Origin of the sequence: Blautia sp. TF10-30 (genome assembly GCF_003481245.1) — a bacterium.
Taxonomy (GTDB): domain Bacteria; phylum Bacillota; class Clostridia; order Lachnospirales; family Lachnospiraceae; genus Fusicatenibacter; species Fusicatenibacter saccharivorans.
This window is the reverse complement of record NZ_QUKM01000003.1, coordinates 146,108-164,294: the sequence shown is the minus strand read 5'-3', so window position 1 is coordinate 164,294 and position 18,187 is coordinate 146,108. Positions and strand designations below refer to the sequence as shown.

General features: G+C 48.3%; 11 protein-coding genes and 2 tRNA genes. All 13 read left to right on the top strand.

Annotation, left to right across the window (positions count from 1 at the left end; genetic code table 11):
• Window positions 1-12: 12 nt before the first annotated feature.
• The 13 genes from DXD02_RS04720 to ppdK all read left to right on the top strand — a co-directional run bounded on the left by DXD02_RS04720 (window position 13) and on the right by ppdK (window position 18,148).
• Entirely contained in the window at window positions 13-1,209 is a 1,197-nt protein-coding gene (locus DXD02_RS04720; protein ID WP_118595183.1) for an LCP family protein, read from the top strand.
• Between the two features lie 22 nt (window positions 1,210-1,231).
• Entirely contained in the window at window positions 1,232-2,185 is a 954-nt protein-coding gene (locus DXD02_RS04715; RefSeq protein ID WP_118595184.1) for a glycosyltransferase family 2 protein, read from the top strand.
• A 173-nt stretch (window positions 2,186-2,358) separates the two neighbouring features.
• Entirely contained in the window at window positions 2,359-4,185 is a 1,827-nt protein-coding gene (gene glmS / locus DXD02_RS04710) for a glutamine--fructose-6-phosphate transaminase (isomerizing) (protein WP_117760864.1), read from the top strand.
• 145 nt (window positions 4,186-4,330) lie between these two features.
• On the top strand, window positions 4,331-6,052 hold the full coding sequence (locus DXD02_RS04705; RefSeq protein WP_117760866.1) for a trypsin-like peptidase domain-containing protein: 1,722 nt from the start codon (window positions 4,331-4,333) through the stop codon (window positions 6,050-6,052).
• Between the two features lie 225 nt (window positions 6,053-6,277).
• Window positions 6,278-7,714: an ATP-dependent Clp protease ATP-binding subunit ClpX gene (gene clpX, locus DXD02_RS04700; RefSeq protein WP_055219393.1), complete on the top strand. Its 1,437-nt coding sequence runs from the start codon at window positions 6,278-6,280 to the stop codon at window positions 7,712-7,714.
• A gap of 80 nt (window positions 7,715-7,794) precedes the next feature.
• A complete protein-coding gene (locus tag DXD02_RS04695) occupies window positions 7,795-8,286 on the top strand; it encodes a zinc-ribbon domain-containing protein (protein ID WP_117760868.1) in 492 nt (163 codons plus the stop codon).
• Entirely contained in the window at window positions 8,283-8,741 is a 459-nt protein-coding gene (locus tag DXD02_RS04690) for a signal peptidase II (RefSeq protein WP_117760870.1), read from the top strand. Before DXD02_RS04695 ends, DXD02_RS04690 begins: the two co-directional genes overlap by 4 nt.
• Before the next feature lie 162 nt (window positions 8,742-8,903).
• Window positions 8,904-8,987 (top strand) — tRNA-Leu (locus DXD02_RS04685).
• Window positions 8,988-9,288: 301 nt separating this feature from the next.
• Window positions 9,289-9,372, top strand: a tRNA-Leu gene (locus DXD02_RS04680).
• Between the two features lie 241 nt (window positions 9,373-9,613).
• Window positions 9,614-10,687, top strand: a complete 1,074-nt coding sequence (locus DXD02_RS04675) for a carbamoyl phosphate synthase small subunit (RefSeq protein ID WP_117760936.1) — start codon at window positions 9,614-9,616, stop codon at window positions 10,685-10,687.
• Window positions 10,687-13,893 carry a carbamoyl-phosphate synthase large subunit gene (gene carB, locus DXD02_RS04670; RefSeq protein ID WP_117760872.1) on the top strand — a complete coding sequence of 1,069 codons (3,207 nt, stop codon included), beginning with the start codon at window positions 10,687-10,689 and terminating at the stop codon, window positions 13,891-13,893. The genes DXD02_RS04675 and carB overlap by 1 nt, the downstream gene beginning before the upstream one ends.
• Before the next feature lie 203 nt (window positions 13,894-14,096).
• A complete protein-coding gene (locus DXD02_RS04665) occupies window positions 14,097-15,008 on the top strand; it encodes an undecaprenyl-diphosphate phosphatase (protein WP_117760874.1) in 912 nt (303 codons plus the stop codon).
• 509 nt (window positions 15,009-15,517) lie between these two features.
• Window positions 15,518-18,148 (top strand): pyruvate, phosphate dikinase, encoded by a 2,631-nt coding sequence (gene ppdK, locus DXD02_RS04660; protein ID WP_022462956.1) that lies wholly within the window; start codon window positions 15,518-15,520, stop codon window positions 18,146-18,148.
• The last annotated feature ends 39 nt before the right edge of the window (window positions 18,149-18,187 follow it).

The following is an 18,187-nucleotide window of genomic DNA, read 5'->3' as shown; positions in this document are numbered from 1 at the left end:
AGGGGAAAAGAGATGTCGAAGAAGAATTACAAAAAGAGCAGAAAATACAAAAAAATGCGCCGCAGAAAAATAATTTTCGGAATTGAAATCACCGTTCTGCTGATTCTTTCCGGAATTCTGTTCGTCTACGCATGGATCAACCGTTCGATGGATAAGATGAATCAGGATACGCTGGACAGCTCCCAGATTCAGATCAACAGTGAAGTAAAGGCAAATACCGATCTCTCACAGATGTCCGGTACACAGGTCATCGCGCTGGTCGGCGTGGATGCCAGAGGTGTGAAAGGCTCCGAGCTGGCAGAAAGCATGAACAGTGACACTATTATTCTCTGTTGTATTGATCACGACAAGCAGGAAATCCGTATGGTGTCGATTATGCGTGACACCTGGATGAATATGGCGAAATATACCGATGAATATTATGAGTTTGACAAAGCCAATTCCGCCTATAACCGCGGCGGTCCGGAGAGTATGCTCTCCATGCTGAATACAAACCTTGACCTTGCACTGACCGATTACGTTACCGTAAACTTCAAGGCACTCGCCGATGCGATTGATGTCCTGGGCGGTCTCGACATCGAGATGACAAATGCAGAGTGTGTTCATGCAAACAACTACAACAGAGAGGTATCGGAAGCACAGGGCGTAGAGTATGAAGCTATTCCGTATGATGAGGACCTTGGGGATGATTACAGCGAAGTACGTCATGTCAGCGGTGCACTTGCAACCTCCTATGCGCGGATCCGTTACGGCGGCGGCGACGATGCGAAACGTACGAGCCGTCAGCGAATCGTCATCAATCTCATGGTACAGAAGATTAAACAGAATCCGACCAAGATTCCGGAGATTCTGGATAAAGTGATGGGAAATGTCAGCACCAGTCTTACCAAAAACGAAATTCTGGAACTTGGCATGCATGCGGTAACGTACAAAATGGGAACATCTTATGCATATCCGTTCCAGCTGTGTTATGGAGAAAATGTAGAAAGCGCACTTGGTGTTGATGTCGTAATTCCGGTTACACTGGAACACAATGTAAAGGAACTGCACGCTTATCTGTATCCGACGATGAGCTATGATCCATCTGCAGCCGTGATAGAGTACAGTGACTATATTGCAAGAGAGAGCGGCTACGATGATGATATGATTGAGTATGTACTGAATCAGGGACCGGGCGCTGCAACAGATTCTGTGGTAGCAGGAGATTAAAATACAGGGAGAATACGACAAGATGAGTCAATATACCGTTGATGTCATGATACCAACGTATAAACCAGGGCAGGAGTTCGCAGAACTTCTGCCCCGCCTTTTAAAACAGACTTACCCGATCCGTTCGATCCGGGTCGTGAATACGGGGAAAAAGTTCTGGAATCCGGCGTGGGAGCAGCTTTCAGACAAGATTATGGTGGAGCATATTCAGCCGAGCGAGTTCGACCACGGCGGAACGAGAAGGGCGATGGCAGAAAGTTCAGATGCGGATCTTCTGCTTTTTATGACCCAGGATGCCATGCCGTACGATAATGCGTGCGTGGAACATCTGGTGGAAAAATTTTCACTGCCGCATGTGAAGGCGGCCTATGCGCGGCAGCTTCCGCGGGATGACTGCCGTACACTGGAACGGTTTACGAGAGGCTTTAACTATCCGGACGAGAGTGATATCAAGGATGCCGGTGATCTGCCAAAACTTGGTGTTAAGACTTTTTTCTGTTCCAATGTCTGTGCAATGTATGACCGCAGGACATATGAAGAGCTGGGTGGATTTGTAGAAAGCACCTTGTTTAACGAAGATATGATCTATGCCGGGCATCTTGTGCAGGCGGGCTATGCGATTGCCTATGCGGCAGATGCGAAGGTGGTACATTCCCACAATTACGGTTGTCTGGCACAGCTTCACCGCAATTTCGACCTCGGTGTATCCCAGGCACAGCATCCGGAGATCTTTGATGCGTATCCGTCTGAGAGTGAGGGAATCCGTATGGTGAAAAAATCGGCATCCTACGTCTGCGAAATTCATAAGCCGTGGCTGCTCGTCACGTTATTCTTTCAAAGCGGATTCAAATATGTGGGCTACTTCCTCGGAAAACGATACAAAAGCCTTCCGGACAGTGTAATCCGCTGGTGTACCTCAAACAAAACATGGTGGGAATATCACGGAAAGATACGAAAAAAACGAAATAGAAGATAAGTGAAAGTAAAAAACAAAAATAAAAAGATCTTGTAAGTAAATACGAAATGCTCCATAAGGTTGACAGAGAACGGAGCAGCGTGGTAAAAAAGTAAAGAACAAGAAATTAGAAGGCGGCATAACCTGAAAACAGAACAAGGGTGCCGCCTTTTACTGTTAGGAGGAAAAAATCTATGTGTGGAATTGTTGGATATATTGGAACCTGCCAGGCTGCCCCGGTGCTGCTGGACGGATTGTCAAAGCTGGAGTACCGCGGATACGATTCGGCCGGAATTGCTGTATACGATGGAAACAAAATTCAGATGCAGAAAGCAATGGGCCGTCTGAAGGTGCTTGAGGAAATGACACAAAATGGAGCGACACTTCCGGGTACCGTAGGAATCGGACATACGAGATGGGCAACGCATGGGGCACCTTCCGATCTGAATGCACATCCGCATTTCAATAAAGACCACTCGATTGTCGTTGTACACAATGGAATTATTGAGAATTATCTGAAATTAAAGAAAAAACTGATGTCCAAAGGATATGAGTTCCTTTCGGAGACAGATACCGAGGTAATTGCCCATATGCTGGATTACTATTATAACGGCGATCCGCTTGCAACGATCACAAAGGTTATGCACCGTATGGAGGGATCGTATGCACTGGGTATCCTGTTCCGCGACCATCCGGATGAGGTGTATGCGGTCCGTAAAGACAGCCCGCTGATCGTTGGTACAAGTAAGAGCGGAAACCTGATTGCATCCGACGTTCCGGCTGTACTGAAATATACAAGAGATGTCTATTTTCTGGAAAATGAGGAGATTGTCAAGCTGACCCGAGACGGCCTTCATTTTTACAATATCGATGAGGAGGAGCTGCAAAAGGAGCCTACGCACATCGAATGGGATATGAATGCCGCAGAGAAAGGCGGCTATGAGCATTTTATGCTGAAAGAGATGCATGAGCAGCCAAAAGCCGTAAAAGATACGCTGACCCCACGCATCAAGAATGGTGACGTAGTGATCGAGGAGCTTGGCATGACGGACGAAGAGATCCGTACAATCAGCAAGATCTTTATCGTTGCCTGCGGTTCCGCATACCACACCGGTGTAACCGCAAAATACATCTTCGAAAAGCTGGCAAGAATCCCGGTTGAGGTAGATCTGGCAAGCGAATTCCGCTACTGTGATCCGATTCTGCCGGAAAATACGCTCGTGGTCATCGTCAGCCAGTCGGGTGAGACGGCCGATACCCTCGCGGCTCTCCGCCTTGCAAAAGAAAAGGGCGTGCGTACCCTTGGCATCGTAAACGTAGTTGGAAGTTCGATTGCAAGAGAGGCAGACAATGTCATGTACACCTGGGCCGGTCCGGAGATCGCTGTTGCGACAACGAAAGCGTACAGCACACAGCTTATCGCGCAGTATCTTCTGGCGATGAAGTTTGCCAAAGTACGCGGAACCGTTTCACAGAATGACTTCGATGCAATGATCCAGAGCCTTGAGCGCCTGCCGGAGCAGATTTCCCTGCTGCTGTCCCACAAGGAGAACGTACAGCGTTTTGCCAACCGTTATCTTGCGGCAGAACACGTCTTTTTCATCGGACGCGGCATCGACTATGCAATCTCGATGGAGGGCTCCCTGAAGCTGAAAGAGATTTCCTACATCCATTCCGAGGCGTATGCAGCCGGTGAGCTGAAACACGGAACCATTTCCCTGATTGAGGACGGACGCCTTGTCGTAGCCGTGCTGACCCAGCCGGAGCTCTACAAGAAAACGATCAGCAATATTCAGGAAGTGAAGACACGAGGCGCGTTTGTCATGGCGGTAACGACCGTTGGCAATACAGAAGTGGAAAAAGTAGCCGACTACGTAGTTTACCTGCCGGAGACAAATCCGATTTTTGCAAACTCCCTGGCGATCATTCCGCTGCAGCTCTTTGGCTACTACGTATCGATCGGCAGAGGCCTCGATGTGGATAAACCGAGAAACTTGGCGAAATCCGTTACGGTAGAATAAAAACCGCAGCATAAAATTCCTCTTTTTTCAAAATTATCACAGTTTCAACACAATTCTAACGTACAATAGGCAGTAGAAAATGAAGAAAGAAATAAGAGCACTGTGTATTGGTGCCTGAGATAGAAAAGAGAAAGAGGGATCAGCCATGAGTGAAGAATTCAAAAAAGAAGAAATAAATGGTGAGGCAGCAGAGGAAACCAAAGCTGCAGAGCATACAGAAGAAGTAAAAGCAGAAACGACAGCAGAGCAGAGTGCGGCAGAGACGGAAAAACCGCAGGAAACCGCAGAAGCGCCGAAGGCGGAAGAAAAGAAAACGACAACCTACAGCTGGGTGAATCCGAAAATCAGCGGAAAGACCGGCGAGGAGAATAACAGCGCTTCCTACACCGGAAAACCGGAGCCGTCGGAGGCAAAGGCAGAGCAGACATCTTCTGCAAAGACAGAACATTATCAGTACCAGTCACAGACACAGAGTGCTCCGAAGCAGGAAAAACCACAGTTTTCTGCCGTTCCGCAGCCGCAGGATCACAAAAAGAAAGCGAAAAAACCAATGTCAGCCGCAAAAAAATGGGGCATGACACTTGCCATGGCAGCGTGCTTCGGACTCGTGGCAGGCGGTGTTTTCATTGGGACTGCAGCAGTCGGTACGAAAGTGATCGGTACAGCAACAGAGCAGAAGCAGGAAGTTACAATTCCGACGACCACCACAACAACGGCAGCAGACAGCAGTGATACCTCCGATACCGTAAAAGCAACCGGCGAGATGTCCGTGAAAGATGTTGCATCGAGTGCGATGCCGTCTCTGGTAGCAATTTCTACGACAACGGTGGAAGAAGTTGAGACATTCTTCGGAACCACAAGCCAGGAAGTTCCTGCAAGCGGAACCGGAGTTATTGTCGGACAGAACGACGATGAGCTCCTGATTGCGACAAACAACCACGTTGTCAGCGGTGCAACGTCTCTTTCCGTCAGCTTTATCGACGATGAGACGGTAGAAGGCCAGATCAAAGGTACCGATGCGGACAATGACCTTGCTGTTGTTGCAGTAAAACTTTCCGACATCAAGGACGAGACAAAGAGCCAGATCAAAATTGCCGTGATGGGAAATTCCGATGACCTTGAGGTCGGTGATCAGGTTGTGGCAATCGGAAATGCACTGGGAACCGGCCAGTCCCTGACGAGCGGATATATCAGTGCAAAAGACCGTACGATCTCCAGTCAGGATGAGAGTACCGGCGAGACGATTACTTCTGAGGGACTGATCCAGACCGATGCAGCCATCAACCCTGGAAACAGCGGCGGCGCCCTTCTAAACATGAACGGTGAGCTGATCGGCATTAACGAAGCAAAATACAGCTCCACACAGGTCGAGGGCATGGGCTTTGCGATCCCGATTTCGAAAGCGGAGCCGATTCTGCAGAACCTGATGAACCTGACAACAAGATACAAAGTCAGCGATGATGAGGCCGCTTATATCGGAATCAACATGGCAGATGTCAGCGCAGATGTTTCCCAGAACTACGGTATTCCGACCGGTGTCTGCATCATGAGCGTTGTGGACGGCAGCCCGGCAGCCGATGCGGGCTTCAAGAAAGGCGATGTTATCACCACGTTTGATGGAAGAAGCATCTCGAACGCCAAAGGCTTAAAAGAGACACTGACCTATTATGCGGCAGGCGAGACTGTAGATGTCACCGTACAGCGCGCGGACAACGGTGAGTACAAAGAAGTAACACTGACGCTGACCCTTGGCTCTGCAGCAGATATGCCGCAGACGAGCGGAAGCAGCAACGGAACCACAAACGACGGAACCGGAAGCTCCGATCAGAATGACCAGGGTATTCAGAATCCGTTTGGCAACAGATAAAAACTCGAAATAACTATTTCCTAAGAGAAAAAAGACGGACAGCACAGGAATATGAACGCCTGGCTGTCCGCCTTTTTCTGCATTTTTTGATATAATTTTTTGAATTTGTAAAATTCTTAAAAAAGTTGGTAATTTTTAAGAAAGTTTTTACTTGTGACCCTATGGCTTTTGGGCTATAATCAAGCTAGACCAAGCGATCTATTACAGAAAGGAATTTGAAAAATCATGTCAGAAGAGAAAGACAGAGTGGACGGTACCGCGGACGAAACGAAGGCGGAAACAAAAAGCTCTGACCATCATACAGAAGATACCTATGAAAAAGTCTGCTTCATGTGCCGCAGACCGGAGAGCAAAGCCGGAAAGATGATTACCCTTCCGGGAAACATCAATATCTGCCCGGACTGCATGCAGAAGAGCTTTGATACCATGAACCAGAACCCGGGCCAGATCAATGAGATGATGAATAATATGAACAACATGCCGAATATCGGCATGTTCGATCTCTCCGGGCTTTCCAACCAGATCCCGAACCGGCAGCGGGTAAAGAAAAAAGAAGAAAAGAAGAAAACAAAAGAATTTTCCATCAAGGACATTCCGCCGCCGCACCGGATCAAGGCGATGCTTGACGAATACGTCATCGGCCAGGAACGTGCAAAGAAAGTCATGTCGGTTGCCGTTTATAACCATTACAAACGTGTCTTTGCACCGCAGGACGGAAATATCGAGATCGAAAAATCCAACATGCTGATGATCGGACCGACCGGTTCCGGAAAAACGTATCTGGTGCAGACACTGGCACGCCTCTTAGATGTGCCGCTTGCCATCACGGACGCCACATCCCTTACCGAAGCGGGTTATATCGGTGATGATATTGAAAGCGTGGTATCTAAGCTTTTAGCGGCCGCAGACAACGATGTGGAGCGCGCGGAGCACGGTATCATCTTCATCGACGAGATCGACAAGATTGCGAAAAAGAAAAATACAAACCAGAGAGATGTCAGCGGAGAAGCTGTACAGCAGGGAATGCTGAAGCTCCTCGAGGGCAGCGACATCGAAGTTCCGGTGGGAGCCAACAGCAAAAATGCGATGGTTCCGCTCGAGACCGTCAATACCAGAAACATTCTCTTTATCTGCGGCGGTGCCTTCCCGGATCTGACGGACATCATCAAGGAGCGTCTGAACAAGACAGCTTCCATTGGCTTCCAGGCGGATCTGAAGGACAAGTATGATGGGGATAAGAACCTGCTGTCACAGGTGACCTTAGAAGACCTTCGGACTTTCGGTATGGTGCCGGAGTTCCTTGGCCGTCTGCCGATCGTATTTACGCTGGAGAGTCTCAATGAGGATATGCTGGTCGAGATCTTAAAAGAACCGAAAAATGCGATCCTGAAGCAGTATAAGAGACTGCTCGAACTCGACGAGGTGAAACTGGAATTTGATGATGATGCACTTCGCTCTATTGCAAGAAAAGCGCTGGAAAAAGATACCGGTGCGAGAGCACTCCGTTCGATCATCGAGGATTTCATGCTGGATATCATGTATGAGATTCCAAAGGACAGCAGCATCGGAGAGGTTATCATCACAAAAGACTATATTGAAAAGACCGGCGGGCCGACGATTCTCCTGCGCGGTCAGGAAGTTCCAAAGTTAGAGCAGAAATAAGGTAACTGGAAAACACAGCGGAGCAGACGTGAAACTGGCGTTTTCTTGAAATAAGAGATAAGAAAGAGAGGGTTTTAACTATGGCAGAGGATTTTTTTGGAAATTTAAGTAAAACACTGAAAAAAACAGTGGATACTGTGGGAAAGAAAACAGATGAATTCGTAGAAATTCAGAAGATCCGCACCCGTCAGCATGCGCTCGAGGATCAGATTGAGAAGAATTACCAGGATATCGGACTGATCATCTACAACCGCTATCTGAACGGCGAAGCATTCGACGAGAATCTTGCCGGCATCTGCAAAGATATCACCGATCTGGAAAAAGAGATTGCAGACTGCAAGGAAGATGTGGCAAACAAGAGAGGCCGCATCGTATGCCCGGCCTGCGGCGCAAGTGTTCCGAAAGATGCAGCTTTCTGCATGCGCTGCGGTGCTGCTATGCCGGAGAAGGAAGATGAGCCGGAGGATGCCGAGTTTGTACACGTAGAACCGGAAGAAAAAGCAGAAGAAACCGAAGCAGCAGCGCCGGAAGAAGAGCCTGAAAAAGAAGCAGAGGTACCGGAAGAGGAATGATCTGGACCCTGCTGCCGGGAGCGGTTTTCCTTGCAGACGGATGCCTGAAAAAGAAGGCAGAAGAGGAGTTAAAGGAAAATGAGCAGATCCCGGTCTGCAAAGGACATATTGTCCTGCGGAAATGTCATAACCGCGGCGTAGCGGGCGGCGGCTTCGCGGACAGCACGAAGAAGGTGGAATTTCTCACCTTCTTTTTGCTGTCCGGACTGTGGGCGCGTCTCGGAGCGCTGGCGGGCAGACGTAAGTGTAAGGCGAAGAAGCTTGGGCTTGCGCTTACGATTGGCGGCGGCATGTCGAACTGGTATGACCGGCATAAGAGAGGTTACGTGACCGACTATGTCAGCTTCCGGTTTGGACCGGAGAAGTTCCGCAGACTTGTGTTCAATGTTTCTGATTTCTGTATTTTCTTCGGACTTGCGCTGCTAACGGCAATTTCCTGCCGGGAGTCCAGGTGATGCAGAATCTCCCGAAAAGCCCTGCGGATGGCGGGCTTTTCGGGGCAAAAAAGAAAATTTGAAATTTTTTGAAAAAATTTGAAAAAAGCTGTTGACAGATTCGAAATCATCTGGTAATATATGTTTTGTTGAGCGGCACATGAGAGCTGCAAGACAAGAAATGCAGGAGTGGCGGAATTGGCAGACGCGCAGGCTTCAGGTGCCTGTGGTCGCAAGATCGTGTGGGTTCAAGTCCCATCTCCTGCATTATTTTTCGCTTTGCGTATCAAGAATTGGTCCGGTGGACCAATTCGGATTACCCTGCCTGGAATGATGCAGAAACTTCCCGGCAGGGTCTTTTTATTTCTGTGCGGAGAAGATGTGCAGACGGGGAAAGAAAAACAGACGAATCTCAGACAGTGTAAAATTGTTTAAAATTATCGCTATTATCCATATTTTTCATAAAATCAAAAAAATTAAAATTTTTTCAAAAAAGTGTTGACTTTTCTTTAGAAAGCTGTTATTATCTATCTTGTCAAGCGGACAACCGCTAAGACAACTAAGAAATGCAGGAGTGGCGGAATTGGCAGACGCGCAGGCTTCAGGTGCCTGTGGTCGCAAGATCGTGTGGGTTCAAGTCCCATCTCCTGCATTATTTTTTTGCTTTGCGTATCAAGAATTGGTCCGGTGGACCAATTCGGATTGCCCTGATGGGAAGTGTGGAAACTTTCCGTCAGGGTATTTTTATTTTTCCAGAAAAGAAATTTCCGTAATTCGACAAAAATAGTTGAAATGTTTCCCTGGTTGTGATAGAATCTGAAAGATTAAAGTATGAGATGCATATTTCATACAAACTCAAAACCGAACGAAAAAGAAAGGAAAACGGTGGAATGATGAAAGCTTTTCTAATCTTAGAAGACGGGCATGTCTTTACCGGAACCAGCATTGGTTCACAAAAAGAAGTGATCAGTGAAATCGTATTTAATACATCCATGACTGGATATCTCGAAGTGCTGACCGACCCATCCTATGCGGGACAGGCAGTATGTATGACGTATCCTCTTATTGGAAACTATGGAATTTGTTATGATGATCAGGAGTCCTTAAGACCCTGGCCGGATGGCTATATTGTAAGAGAATTATCCCGTCTCCCCAGCAACTTCCGTTGCCAGGACACCATTCAGAATTTCCTGAAAAAGTTCGATATTCCCGGAATCGCCGGAATCGATACTCGTGCTCTTACCAAAATTCTTCGTGAAAAAGGTACCATGAACGGTATGATCACGACCAACGAAAATTATCACCTCGATGAAATTATTCCAAAATTAAAAGCGTATAATACCGGAAAAGTTGTAGAAAAGGTAACCTGCTCTGAAAAATCAGTTTTAAAAGGAGAAGGCCTTAAAGTTGCACTTCTGGATCTTGGCGCAAAGAACAACATCGCACGTTCCTTAAATGAGCGCGGATGCGAAGTGACCATTTATCCGGCGCTTACTACAGCAGAAGAGATCCTCGCCGCAAATCCGGACGGAATCATGCTGTCCAACGGCCCTGGAGATCCGAAAGAGTGCGTATCCATTATCAAAGAGATTAAAAAACTGTACGATTCCAATGTACCGATCTTTGCAATCTGTCTTGGACATCAGCTGATGGCACTGGCTACCGGCGCAGATACCCACAAGATGAAATACGGCCACCGCGGCGGAAACCACCCGGTCAAGGACCTTGCAACCGGAAGAGTTTACATTTCTTCCCAGAACCACGGCTATGTCGTAGATACCGATACCCTGGATCCGAATGTGGCAGTTCCGGCCTTTGTGAACGTCAACGACGGCACCAACGAGGGACTCAAATACGTCGGCAAAAACATCTTTACCGTACAGTTCCATCCGGAGGCATGCCCTGGCCCGCAGGATTCCGGATACCTGTTTGATCGATTCCTTGAGATGATGGGAGGTAACAAATAATGCCAAAGAATCCGAATATTAAAAAAGTTCTGGTTATCGGTTCCGGTCCGATCGTCATCGGACAGGCAGCAGAGTTCGACTACGCAGGAACACAGGCGTGCCGTTCCCTGAAAGAAGAGGGAATGGAAGTTGTTCTTCTGAACTCCAACCCGGCAACCATCATGACCGATAAAGACATCGCAGACCGCGTTTACATCGAGCCGCTGACCGTAGAAGTGGTAGAGCAGCTCATCCAGAAGGAAAAACCGGACAGCGTTCTTCCGACTCTGGGAGGCCAGGCAGGACTGAACCTTGCGATGGAACTCGAAGAAAAAGGCTTCTTAAAAGAAAACAACGTACGCCTGATCGGTACCACAGCACAGACCATCAAAAAAGCAGAGGACCGTCAGGAATTCAAAGATACTATGGAAAAAATCGGCGAGCCGGTAGCGGCATCCCTGGTTGTCCATGATGTACAGGCTGGTATCGATTTCACCAACAAGATCGGTTATCCGGTTGTACTGCGTCCGGCTTACACCCTCGGCGGAAGCGGCGGCGGTATCGCTTACAACGAAGAAGAGCTGATCGAGATCCTCTCGAACGGACTCCGTCTTTCCCGTGTCGGCGAAGTACTCGTTGAAAGATGTATCGCCGGATGGAAAGAGATCGAGTACGAGGTAATGCGGGACAGCGCAGGAAACTGCATCACCGTCTGCAACATGGAGAACATCGACCCGGTCGGCGTTCACACCGGAGACAGTATTGTCGTAGCACCGTCCCAGACCCTGGGAGATAAAGAGTATCAGATGCTGCGTACTTCCGCACTCAACATCATCACCGAGCTCGGCATCACCGGCGGATGCAACGTACAGTATGCGTTGAATCCGGACAGCTTCGAGTACTGTGTTATCGAGGTAAATCCGCGTGTCAGCCGTTCTTCCGCACTGGCTTCCAAAGCGACCGGTTATCCGATTGCAAAGGTTGCTGCAAAGATCGCACTTGGCTACACTCTGGATGAGATCCCGAACGCCATTACCGGAAAAACCTACGCAAGCTTCGAGCCGATGCTGGATTACTGTGTTGTAAAAATCCCGCGTCTGCCGTTCGATAAGTTTATCAGTGCAAAACGTACCCTGACCACACAGATGAAGGCGACCGGTGAGGTCATGAGTATCTGCAATAATTTTGAAGGTGCGCTGATGAAAGCAATCCGTTCCCTGGAGCAGCACGTAGATTCCCTGATGTCCTATGATTTCAGTCATCTTTCCAAAGATGAGCTGATCGAAGAGCTTCACATCGTAGACGATATGAGAATCTGGAGAATCGCAGAGGCGATCCGTCAGGGCATCTCCTACGACGAGATCCACGAGATCACCAAAATCGATGTATGGTTCATCGATAAGCTGGCTATCCTCGTTGAGATGGAGCAGGCATTACGGGCCAAAGAGCTGGATGAGGATCTTCTGCGCGAAGCAAAACGCCTTGAGTTCCCGGATTACCTGGTGGCAAAACTGGCAGGAAAGACCGAAGAAGAAGTAAAAGCGTTAAGAAAACAGTATGATATCACCGCAGCTTACAAGATGGTAGATACCTGTGCCGCTGAGTTCGCAGCAACCACACCGTATTACTATTCCGTATACGGCGGCGAAAACGAAGCTGTCGAGACAAACGACAGAAAGAAAGTCCTCGTCCTTGGTTCCGGCCCGATCCGTATCGGACAGGGTATCGAGTTTGACTTCTGCTCCGTACATTGTACCTGGGCATTCAAGAAAGAGGGCTATGAGACCATCATCATCAACAACAACCCGGAGACCGTCAGCACCGACTTCGATATCGCAGATAAACTGTATTTCGAGCCGCTGACACCGGAAGATGTAGAAAATATCGTCAACATCGAGCATCCGGACGGAGCCGTTGTACAGTTCGGCGGCCAGACCGCGATCAAGCTGACCGAAGCACTCCTGAAAATGGGTGTGCCGATCCTTGGAACATCTGCAGAGAACGTAGATGCCGCAGAGGACCGTGAGCTGTTCGATGAGATCCTGGAGCAGTGTGAAATCCCGCGTCCGAAGGGACACACCGTATTCACCGCAGAAGAGGCGAAAAAAGCAGCCAACGAGCTCGGCTATCCGGTACTCGTCCGCCCGTCCTACGTCCTTGGAGGACAGGGTATGCAGATCGCCATCAGCGATGAGGACGTCGATGAATTTATCGGCATCATCAACCGGATCGCACAGGAGCATCCGATCCTGGTTGATAAATATCTGCAGGGCAAGGAGATCGAGGTTGATGCAGTCTGCGACGGCACCGATATTCTGATTCCTGGTATCATGGAGCACATCGAGCGCGCCGGCGTTCACTCCGGAGACAGTATCTCCGTTTATCCGGCACAGAGCATCAGCCAGCATGCAAAAGACACTATCGTAGAGTATACGAAACGTCTGGCAAGATCCCTGCATGTCATCGGTATGATCAACATCCAGTTCATCGTATGCGGTGAGGATGTTTACGTCATCGAGGTCAACCCGCGTTCTTCTCGTACCGTGCCATACATCAGCAAGGTAACCGGAATCCCGATCGTGCCGCTGGCAACGAAAGTCATCCTCGGCCACACGATCCGCGAGCTTGGCTACGAGCCGGGACTGCAGAGAGAGGCAGATTACATTGCCATCAAGATGCCGGTATTCTCCTTCGAGAAGATCCGCGGCGCAGATATCGCCCTTGGACCGGAGATGAAATCCACCGGTGAGTGCCTTGGTATTGCAAAGACCTTCAACGAGGCTCTTTACAAAGCATTCCTCGGCGCCGGAATCAACCTGCCGAAATATAAAAACATGATCATCACCGTAAAGGATGAGGATAAAGAGGATATCGTTCCGATCGCACAGAGATTCCAGGCTCTCGGCTACAAGATCTATGCGACGAGAAATACCGCGAAAGCCCTGAACGAGAACGGCGTCAATGCGATCCGCACCAACAAGATCGAGCAGCCGTCCCCGAACCTGATGGACCTGATCCTCGGCCACAAGATCGATCTCGTCATCGATACTCCGTCCCAGGGTGTTGAGCACTCCAAAGACGGATTCGTCATCCGCCGGAACGCGATCGAGACAGGTGTCAACGTACTGACCTCTCTGGATACCGCAACCGCACTCGTAACCAGTCTGGAAAATACAGATGTGAAGAAGCTGACCCTGATCGATATCGCAACGATCGACAAGAGATAAGCATGATAGAAGCATAAAGCAAAGAAAAGCTCTCTGCTGCAGAAACAAAGCGGCAGAGAGCTTTTTTGGCCGAATGTGGGTTTGAATGGATTTTACAAAAAAAGAAAACGTGACGCGCTTGTGTTTTTAGCATAAGTATGATAGATTTTTAATAGAATGCCAGAAAAGGGCATCCAATTCAAAAAGAGAAAGGTACATATCGTATGAACATCATTGAGTGGTTAAAGGTTATCCTGCTGGGTATCGTAGAGGGCATTACCGAGTGGCTTCCAATCAGCAGCACCGGCCACATGATTCTGGTAGATGAGTTTATTAAGCTGAATGTGACAGCTGATTTCAAGAATGTTTTTGAAGTTGTCATCCAGCTCGGTGCAATCCTTGCGGTTGTCGTCATCTATTTCTGGGATCTCTGGCCGTTTCATGGCAAAAGCAAAGCGAAAAGCAAGAGCTATTTTGCCAATCCAAGCGACAACAAGGTCTTTGCAGGTATTCAGAACTTTGTAGACAATTACTGTTATCTGGACAAAATTATCATGTGGTTCAAGATCGTCGTATCGTGTCTGCCGGCAGCCGTGATCGGACTGGCATTCAACGACTGGATCGAGGCCCATTTGATGAATTACGTGATCGTAGCACTGATGCTGATCATCTATGGTGTCCTCTTCATCATCATTGAGAATTACAACAAGACGAGAACACTGTCTGCAACAAAAATCAAAGAGATTACCTGGAAAAATGCGCTGTATATCGGGGTTTTCCAGCTCCTTTCCATCGTACCGGGAACTTCCCGTTCGGGAGCAACCATCATCGGCGGTATCCTGCTGGGATGCTCGAGAGAGCTGGCATCGGAGTACACGTTTTTCCTTGCCGTTCCGGTTATGTTCGGCGCGAGCCTTTTAAAACTGGTAAAACACGGCTTTGCCTTTACCGGTGTTGAGGTGGCGATCATGATCGTCGGCATGCTGGTGGCATTTGCGGTATCGATTTTTGCCATCAAATTCCTGATGCAGTACATCAAGAAGCACGATTTCAAAGCCTTCGGCTGGTACCGTATCGTACTCGGTGTGATTGTGCTGCTGTATTTCGTAATCAAAACCGTAATTTTGAAAGCATAAAATCGAACAATTCCGAAAATTTACCGGGAAAAATAGAAGAAGAAGTATCGTAAAATGAAAAAAATTGTGCGATACTTCTTTTTTTACGCGAAAATTACAAAAAACCCTGTAAAAAGTAACCAAAAGCTGATATAATAAAACATAACAGGGGCACAGACGATACAGTTCACCCGCGCCATTCGCAAAACTGCGCTTTCAGCGCTTTCCGCTGCTGCGCAGCTCCTTTTGCTCATTTCTCGGCGCTCCCTTCGTGTGTTCTTGCAAACAAATTTTCATGCAAGCATGAAATTTGCCCGCCAGAACACACGAGTGAACTGTAAATTAAAAAAAATACCGAAAATTTGCCATATTTTTATTGACTAAAGATATTCTTATGGTAAAATAAATGTGTGCGCCCGAGAATATCTTTCTTTTCGGTGCAATCAGTATAGGGTGAACGTATCATCCAGGGCAATCTGGAAATACTTTACTATAACCTATCAAAATTACAAGTAGGAGGAAAAGTAACAATGGCAAAATGGGTTTACATGTTCACTGAAGGTAATGCAGACATGCGTAACCTTCTCGGTGGAAAAGGCGCAAACCTGGCTGAGATGACAAACCTGGGACTTCCTGTACCACAGGGATTCACGGTAACAACCGAGGCTTGTACACAGTACTATGAGGATGGCAGACAGATCAACGACGAGATCATGGGTCAGATCATGGAAGCAATCGATAAAATGGAAGGAATCACAGGAAAGAAATTCGGAGACGCTAAGAATCCGCTGCTCGTTTCTGTACGTTCCGGAGCAAGAGCTTCCATGCCAGGTATGATGGATACCATCCTGAACCTTGGTCTGAACGAAGAGGTTGTTGAAACTCTGTCACAGGCTTCCGGCAACCCACGTTGGGCTTGGGACTGCTACAGAAGATTCATTCAGATGTTCTCTGACGTAGTTATGGAAGTTGGTAAAAAATACTTCGAAGAGCTGATCGACAAGATGAAAGAGGAGAAAGGCGTAAAACAGGACGTAGATCTTGACGCAGATGACCTCAAAAAACTGGCTGAGCAGTTCAAAGCTGAGTACAAAGCTAAAATCGGTGAGGATTTCCCGACCGATCCTAAGGTACAGCTGATGGAGGCTGTAAAAGCCGTATTCCGTTCCTGGGACAACCCGAGAGCAAACGTTTATCGTCGTGACAACGACATCCCGTATTCCTGGGGTACCGCTGTTAACGTACAGATGATGGCATTCGGAAACATGGGAGATGACTGTGGTACAGGTGTTGCCTTCACCCGTGATCCTGCTACAGGAGAGAACGGACTGTTCGGTGAGTTCCTTACCAACGCACAGGGCGAGGACGTAGTTGCCGGTGTTCGTACACCTATGCACATTTCTGAGATGGAAGAGAAATTCCCGGAAGCTTTCAAACAGTTCAAAGAAGTTTGCAAAACTCTGGAAACACACTACAGAGATATGCAGGACATGGAGTTCACTGTAGAGCACGGTAAACTGTACATGCTGCAGACACGTAATGGTAAGAGAACAGCAAAAGCTGCTCTGAAAATCGCTTGCGACCTTGTAGATGAGGGAATGAGAACAGAGGAAGAGGCAGTTGCAATGATCGATCCTCGTAATCTTGACTCTCTGCTTCATCCGCAGTTCGATGCAAAAGCACTGAAAGAGGCTACTCCAATGGCAAAAGCACTGGGAGCATCTCCGGGAGCTGCTTGCGGTAAAATCGTCTTCACAGCAGATGATGCTGTTGAGTGGGCTGAAAGAGGAGAAAAAGTTGTTCTGGTTCGTCTTGAGACATCCCCAGAAGATATCACAGGTATGAAATCTGCACAGGGTATCCTGACTGTTCGTGGTGGTATGACCTCTCACGCAGCTGTAGTTGCCCGTGGTATGGGAACCTGCTGCGTATCCGGCTGCGGTGATATCGTAATGGACGAGGCAAACAAGAAATTTACACTGGCTGGAAAAGAGTACCACGAGGGAGACTGCATCTCTCTGGATGGTTCTACAGGATGCATCTATGACGGACTGATCCCGACCGTAGACGCTACCATCGCTGGTGAGTTCGGAAGAATCATGGGCTGGGCAGACAAATACAGAACCATGAAAGTTCGTACAAACGCTGATACTCCGGCTGACGCTAAAAAAGCTCGTGAGCTTGGAGCAGAAGGTATTGGTCTTTGCCGTACAGAGCATATGTTCTTCGAAGGCAACAGAATCGATGCATTCCGTGAGATGATCTGCGCTGAGACCGTAGAAGAGAGAGAAGCAGCACTTGCTAAGATCCTTCCGGAGCAGCAGGGAGACTTCGAGAAGCTGTATGAAGCTCTGGAAGGCAACCCGGTTACCATCCGTTTCCTGGATCCGCCGCTTCATGAGTTCGTTCCGACTGAGGAAGAGGACATCAAGAAACTGGCTGACGCTCAGGGCAAAACTGTTGAGCAGATTAAAGCAATCATCGCTAGTCTGCACGAGTTCAACCCGATGATGGGTCATCGTGGATGCCGTCTTGCTGTAACTTATCCGGAAATCGCTAAGATGCAGACAAGCGCAGTAATCCGCGCAGCCATCAACGTGAAGAAAGCTCATCCGGATTGGAATGTAAAACCGGAAATCATGATCCCACTTGTTGGCGATATCAAAGAGCTGAAATACGTTAAGAAATTCGTAGTAGAGACCGCTGACGCTGAAATCGCAGCAGCAGGCAGCGACCTTGAATACGAAGTTGGTACCATGATCGAGATCCCGAGAGCAGCTCTGACTGCAGATGAGATCGCAAAAGAGGCAGACTTCTTCTGCTTCGGAACCAACGACCTTACTCAGATGACTTACGGATTCTCCCGTGACGATGCTGGTAAATTCCTGAACGCTTACTATGACGCTAAGATCTTCGAGAACGATCCATTCGCAAAACTTGATCAGGACGGCGTTGGCAAGCTGATGAAGATGGCTATCGATCTTGGAAGACCGGTTAACTCTTCTCTGCACGTAGGTATCTGCGGTGAGCACGGTGGAGATCCGAGCTCCGTAGAGTTCTGCAACAAACTGGGTCTGGACTATGTTTCCTGCTCACCGTTCCGTGTGCCGATCGCCCGTCTGGCAGCAGCTCAGGCAGCTATCGCTCAGAAGAACGCTTAATTTAAGCAGAATCTGTCCGAATCAGGATTTTCATGCAGT

Coding starts and splice junctions, on each gene's coding strand:
- DXD02_RS04720 (WP_118595183.1), top strand. CDS start 13: ATGTCGAAGAAGAATTACAAAAAGAGCAGAAAATACAAAAAAATGCGC.
- DXD02_RS04715 (WP_118595184.1), top strand. CDS start 1,232: ATGAGTCAATATACCGTTGATGTCATGATACCAACGTATAAACCAGGG.
- glmS (WP_117760864.1), top strand. CDS start 2,359: ATGTGTGGAATTGTTGGATATATTGGAACCTGCCAGGCTGCCCCGGTG.
- DXD02_RS04705 (WP_117760866.1), top strand. CDS start 4,331: ATGAGTGAAGAATTCAAAAAAGAAGAAATAAATGGTGAGGCAGCAGAG.
- clpX (WP_055219393.1), top strand. CDS start 6,278: ATGTCAGAAGAGAAAGACAGAGTGGACGGTACCGCGGACGAAACGAAG.
- DXD02_RS04695 (WP_117760868.1), top strand. CDS start 7,795: ATGGCAGAGGATTTTTTTGGAAATTTAAGTAAAACACTGAAAAAAACA.
- DXD02_RS04690 (WP_117760870.1), top strand. CDS start 8,283: ATGATCTGGACCCTGCTGCCGGGAGCGGTTTTCCTTGCAGACGGATGC.
- DXD02_RS04675 (WP_117760936.1), top strand. CDS start 9,614: ATGAAAGCTTTTCTAATCTTAGAAGACGGGCATGTCTTTACCGGAACC.
- carB (WP_117760872.1), top strand. CDS start 10,687: ATGCCAAAGAATCCGAATATTAAAAAAGTTCTGGTTATCGGTTCCGGT.
- DXD02_RS04665 (WP_117760874.1), top strand. CDS start 14,097: ATGAACATCATTGAGTGGTTAAAGGTTATCCTGCTGGGTATCGTAGAG.
- ppdK (WP_022462956.1), top strand. CDS start 15,518: ATGGCAAAATGGGTTTACATGTTCACTGAAGGTAATGCAGACATGCGT.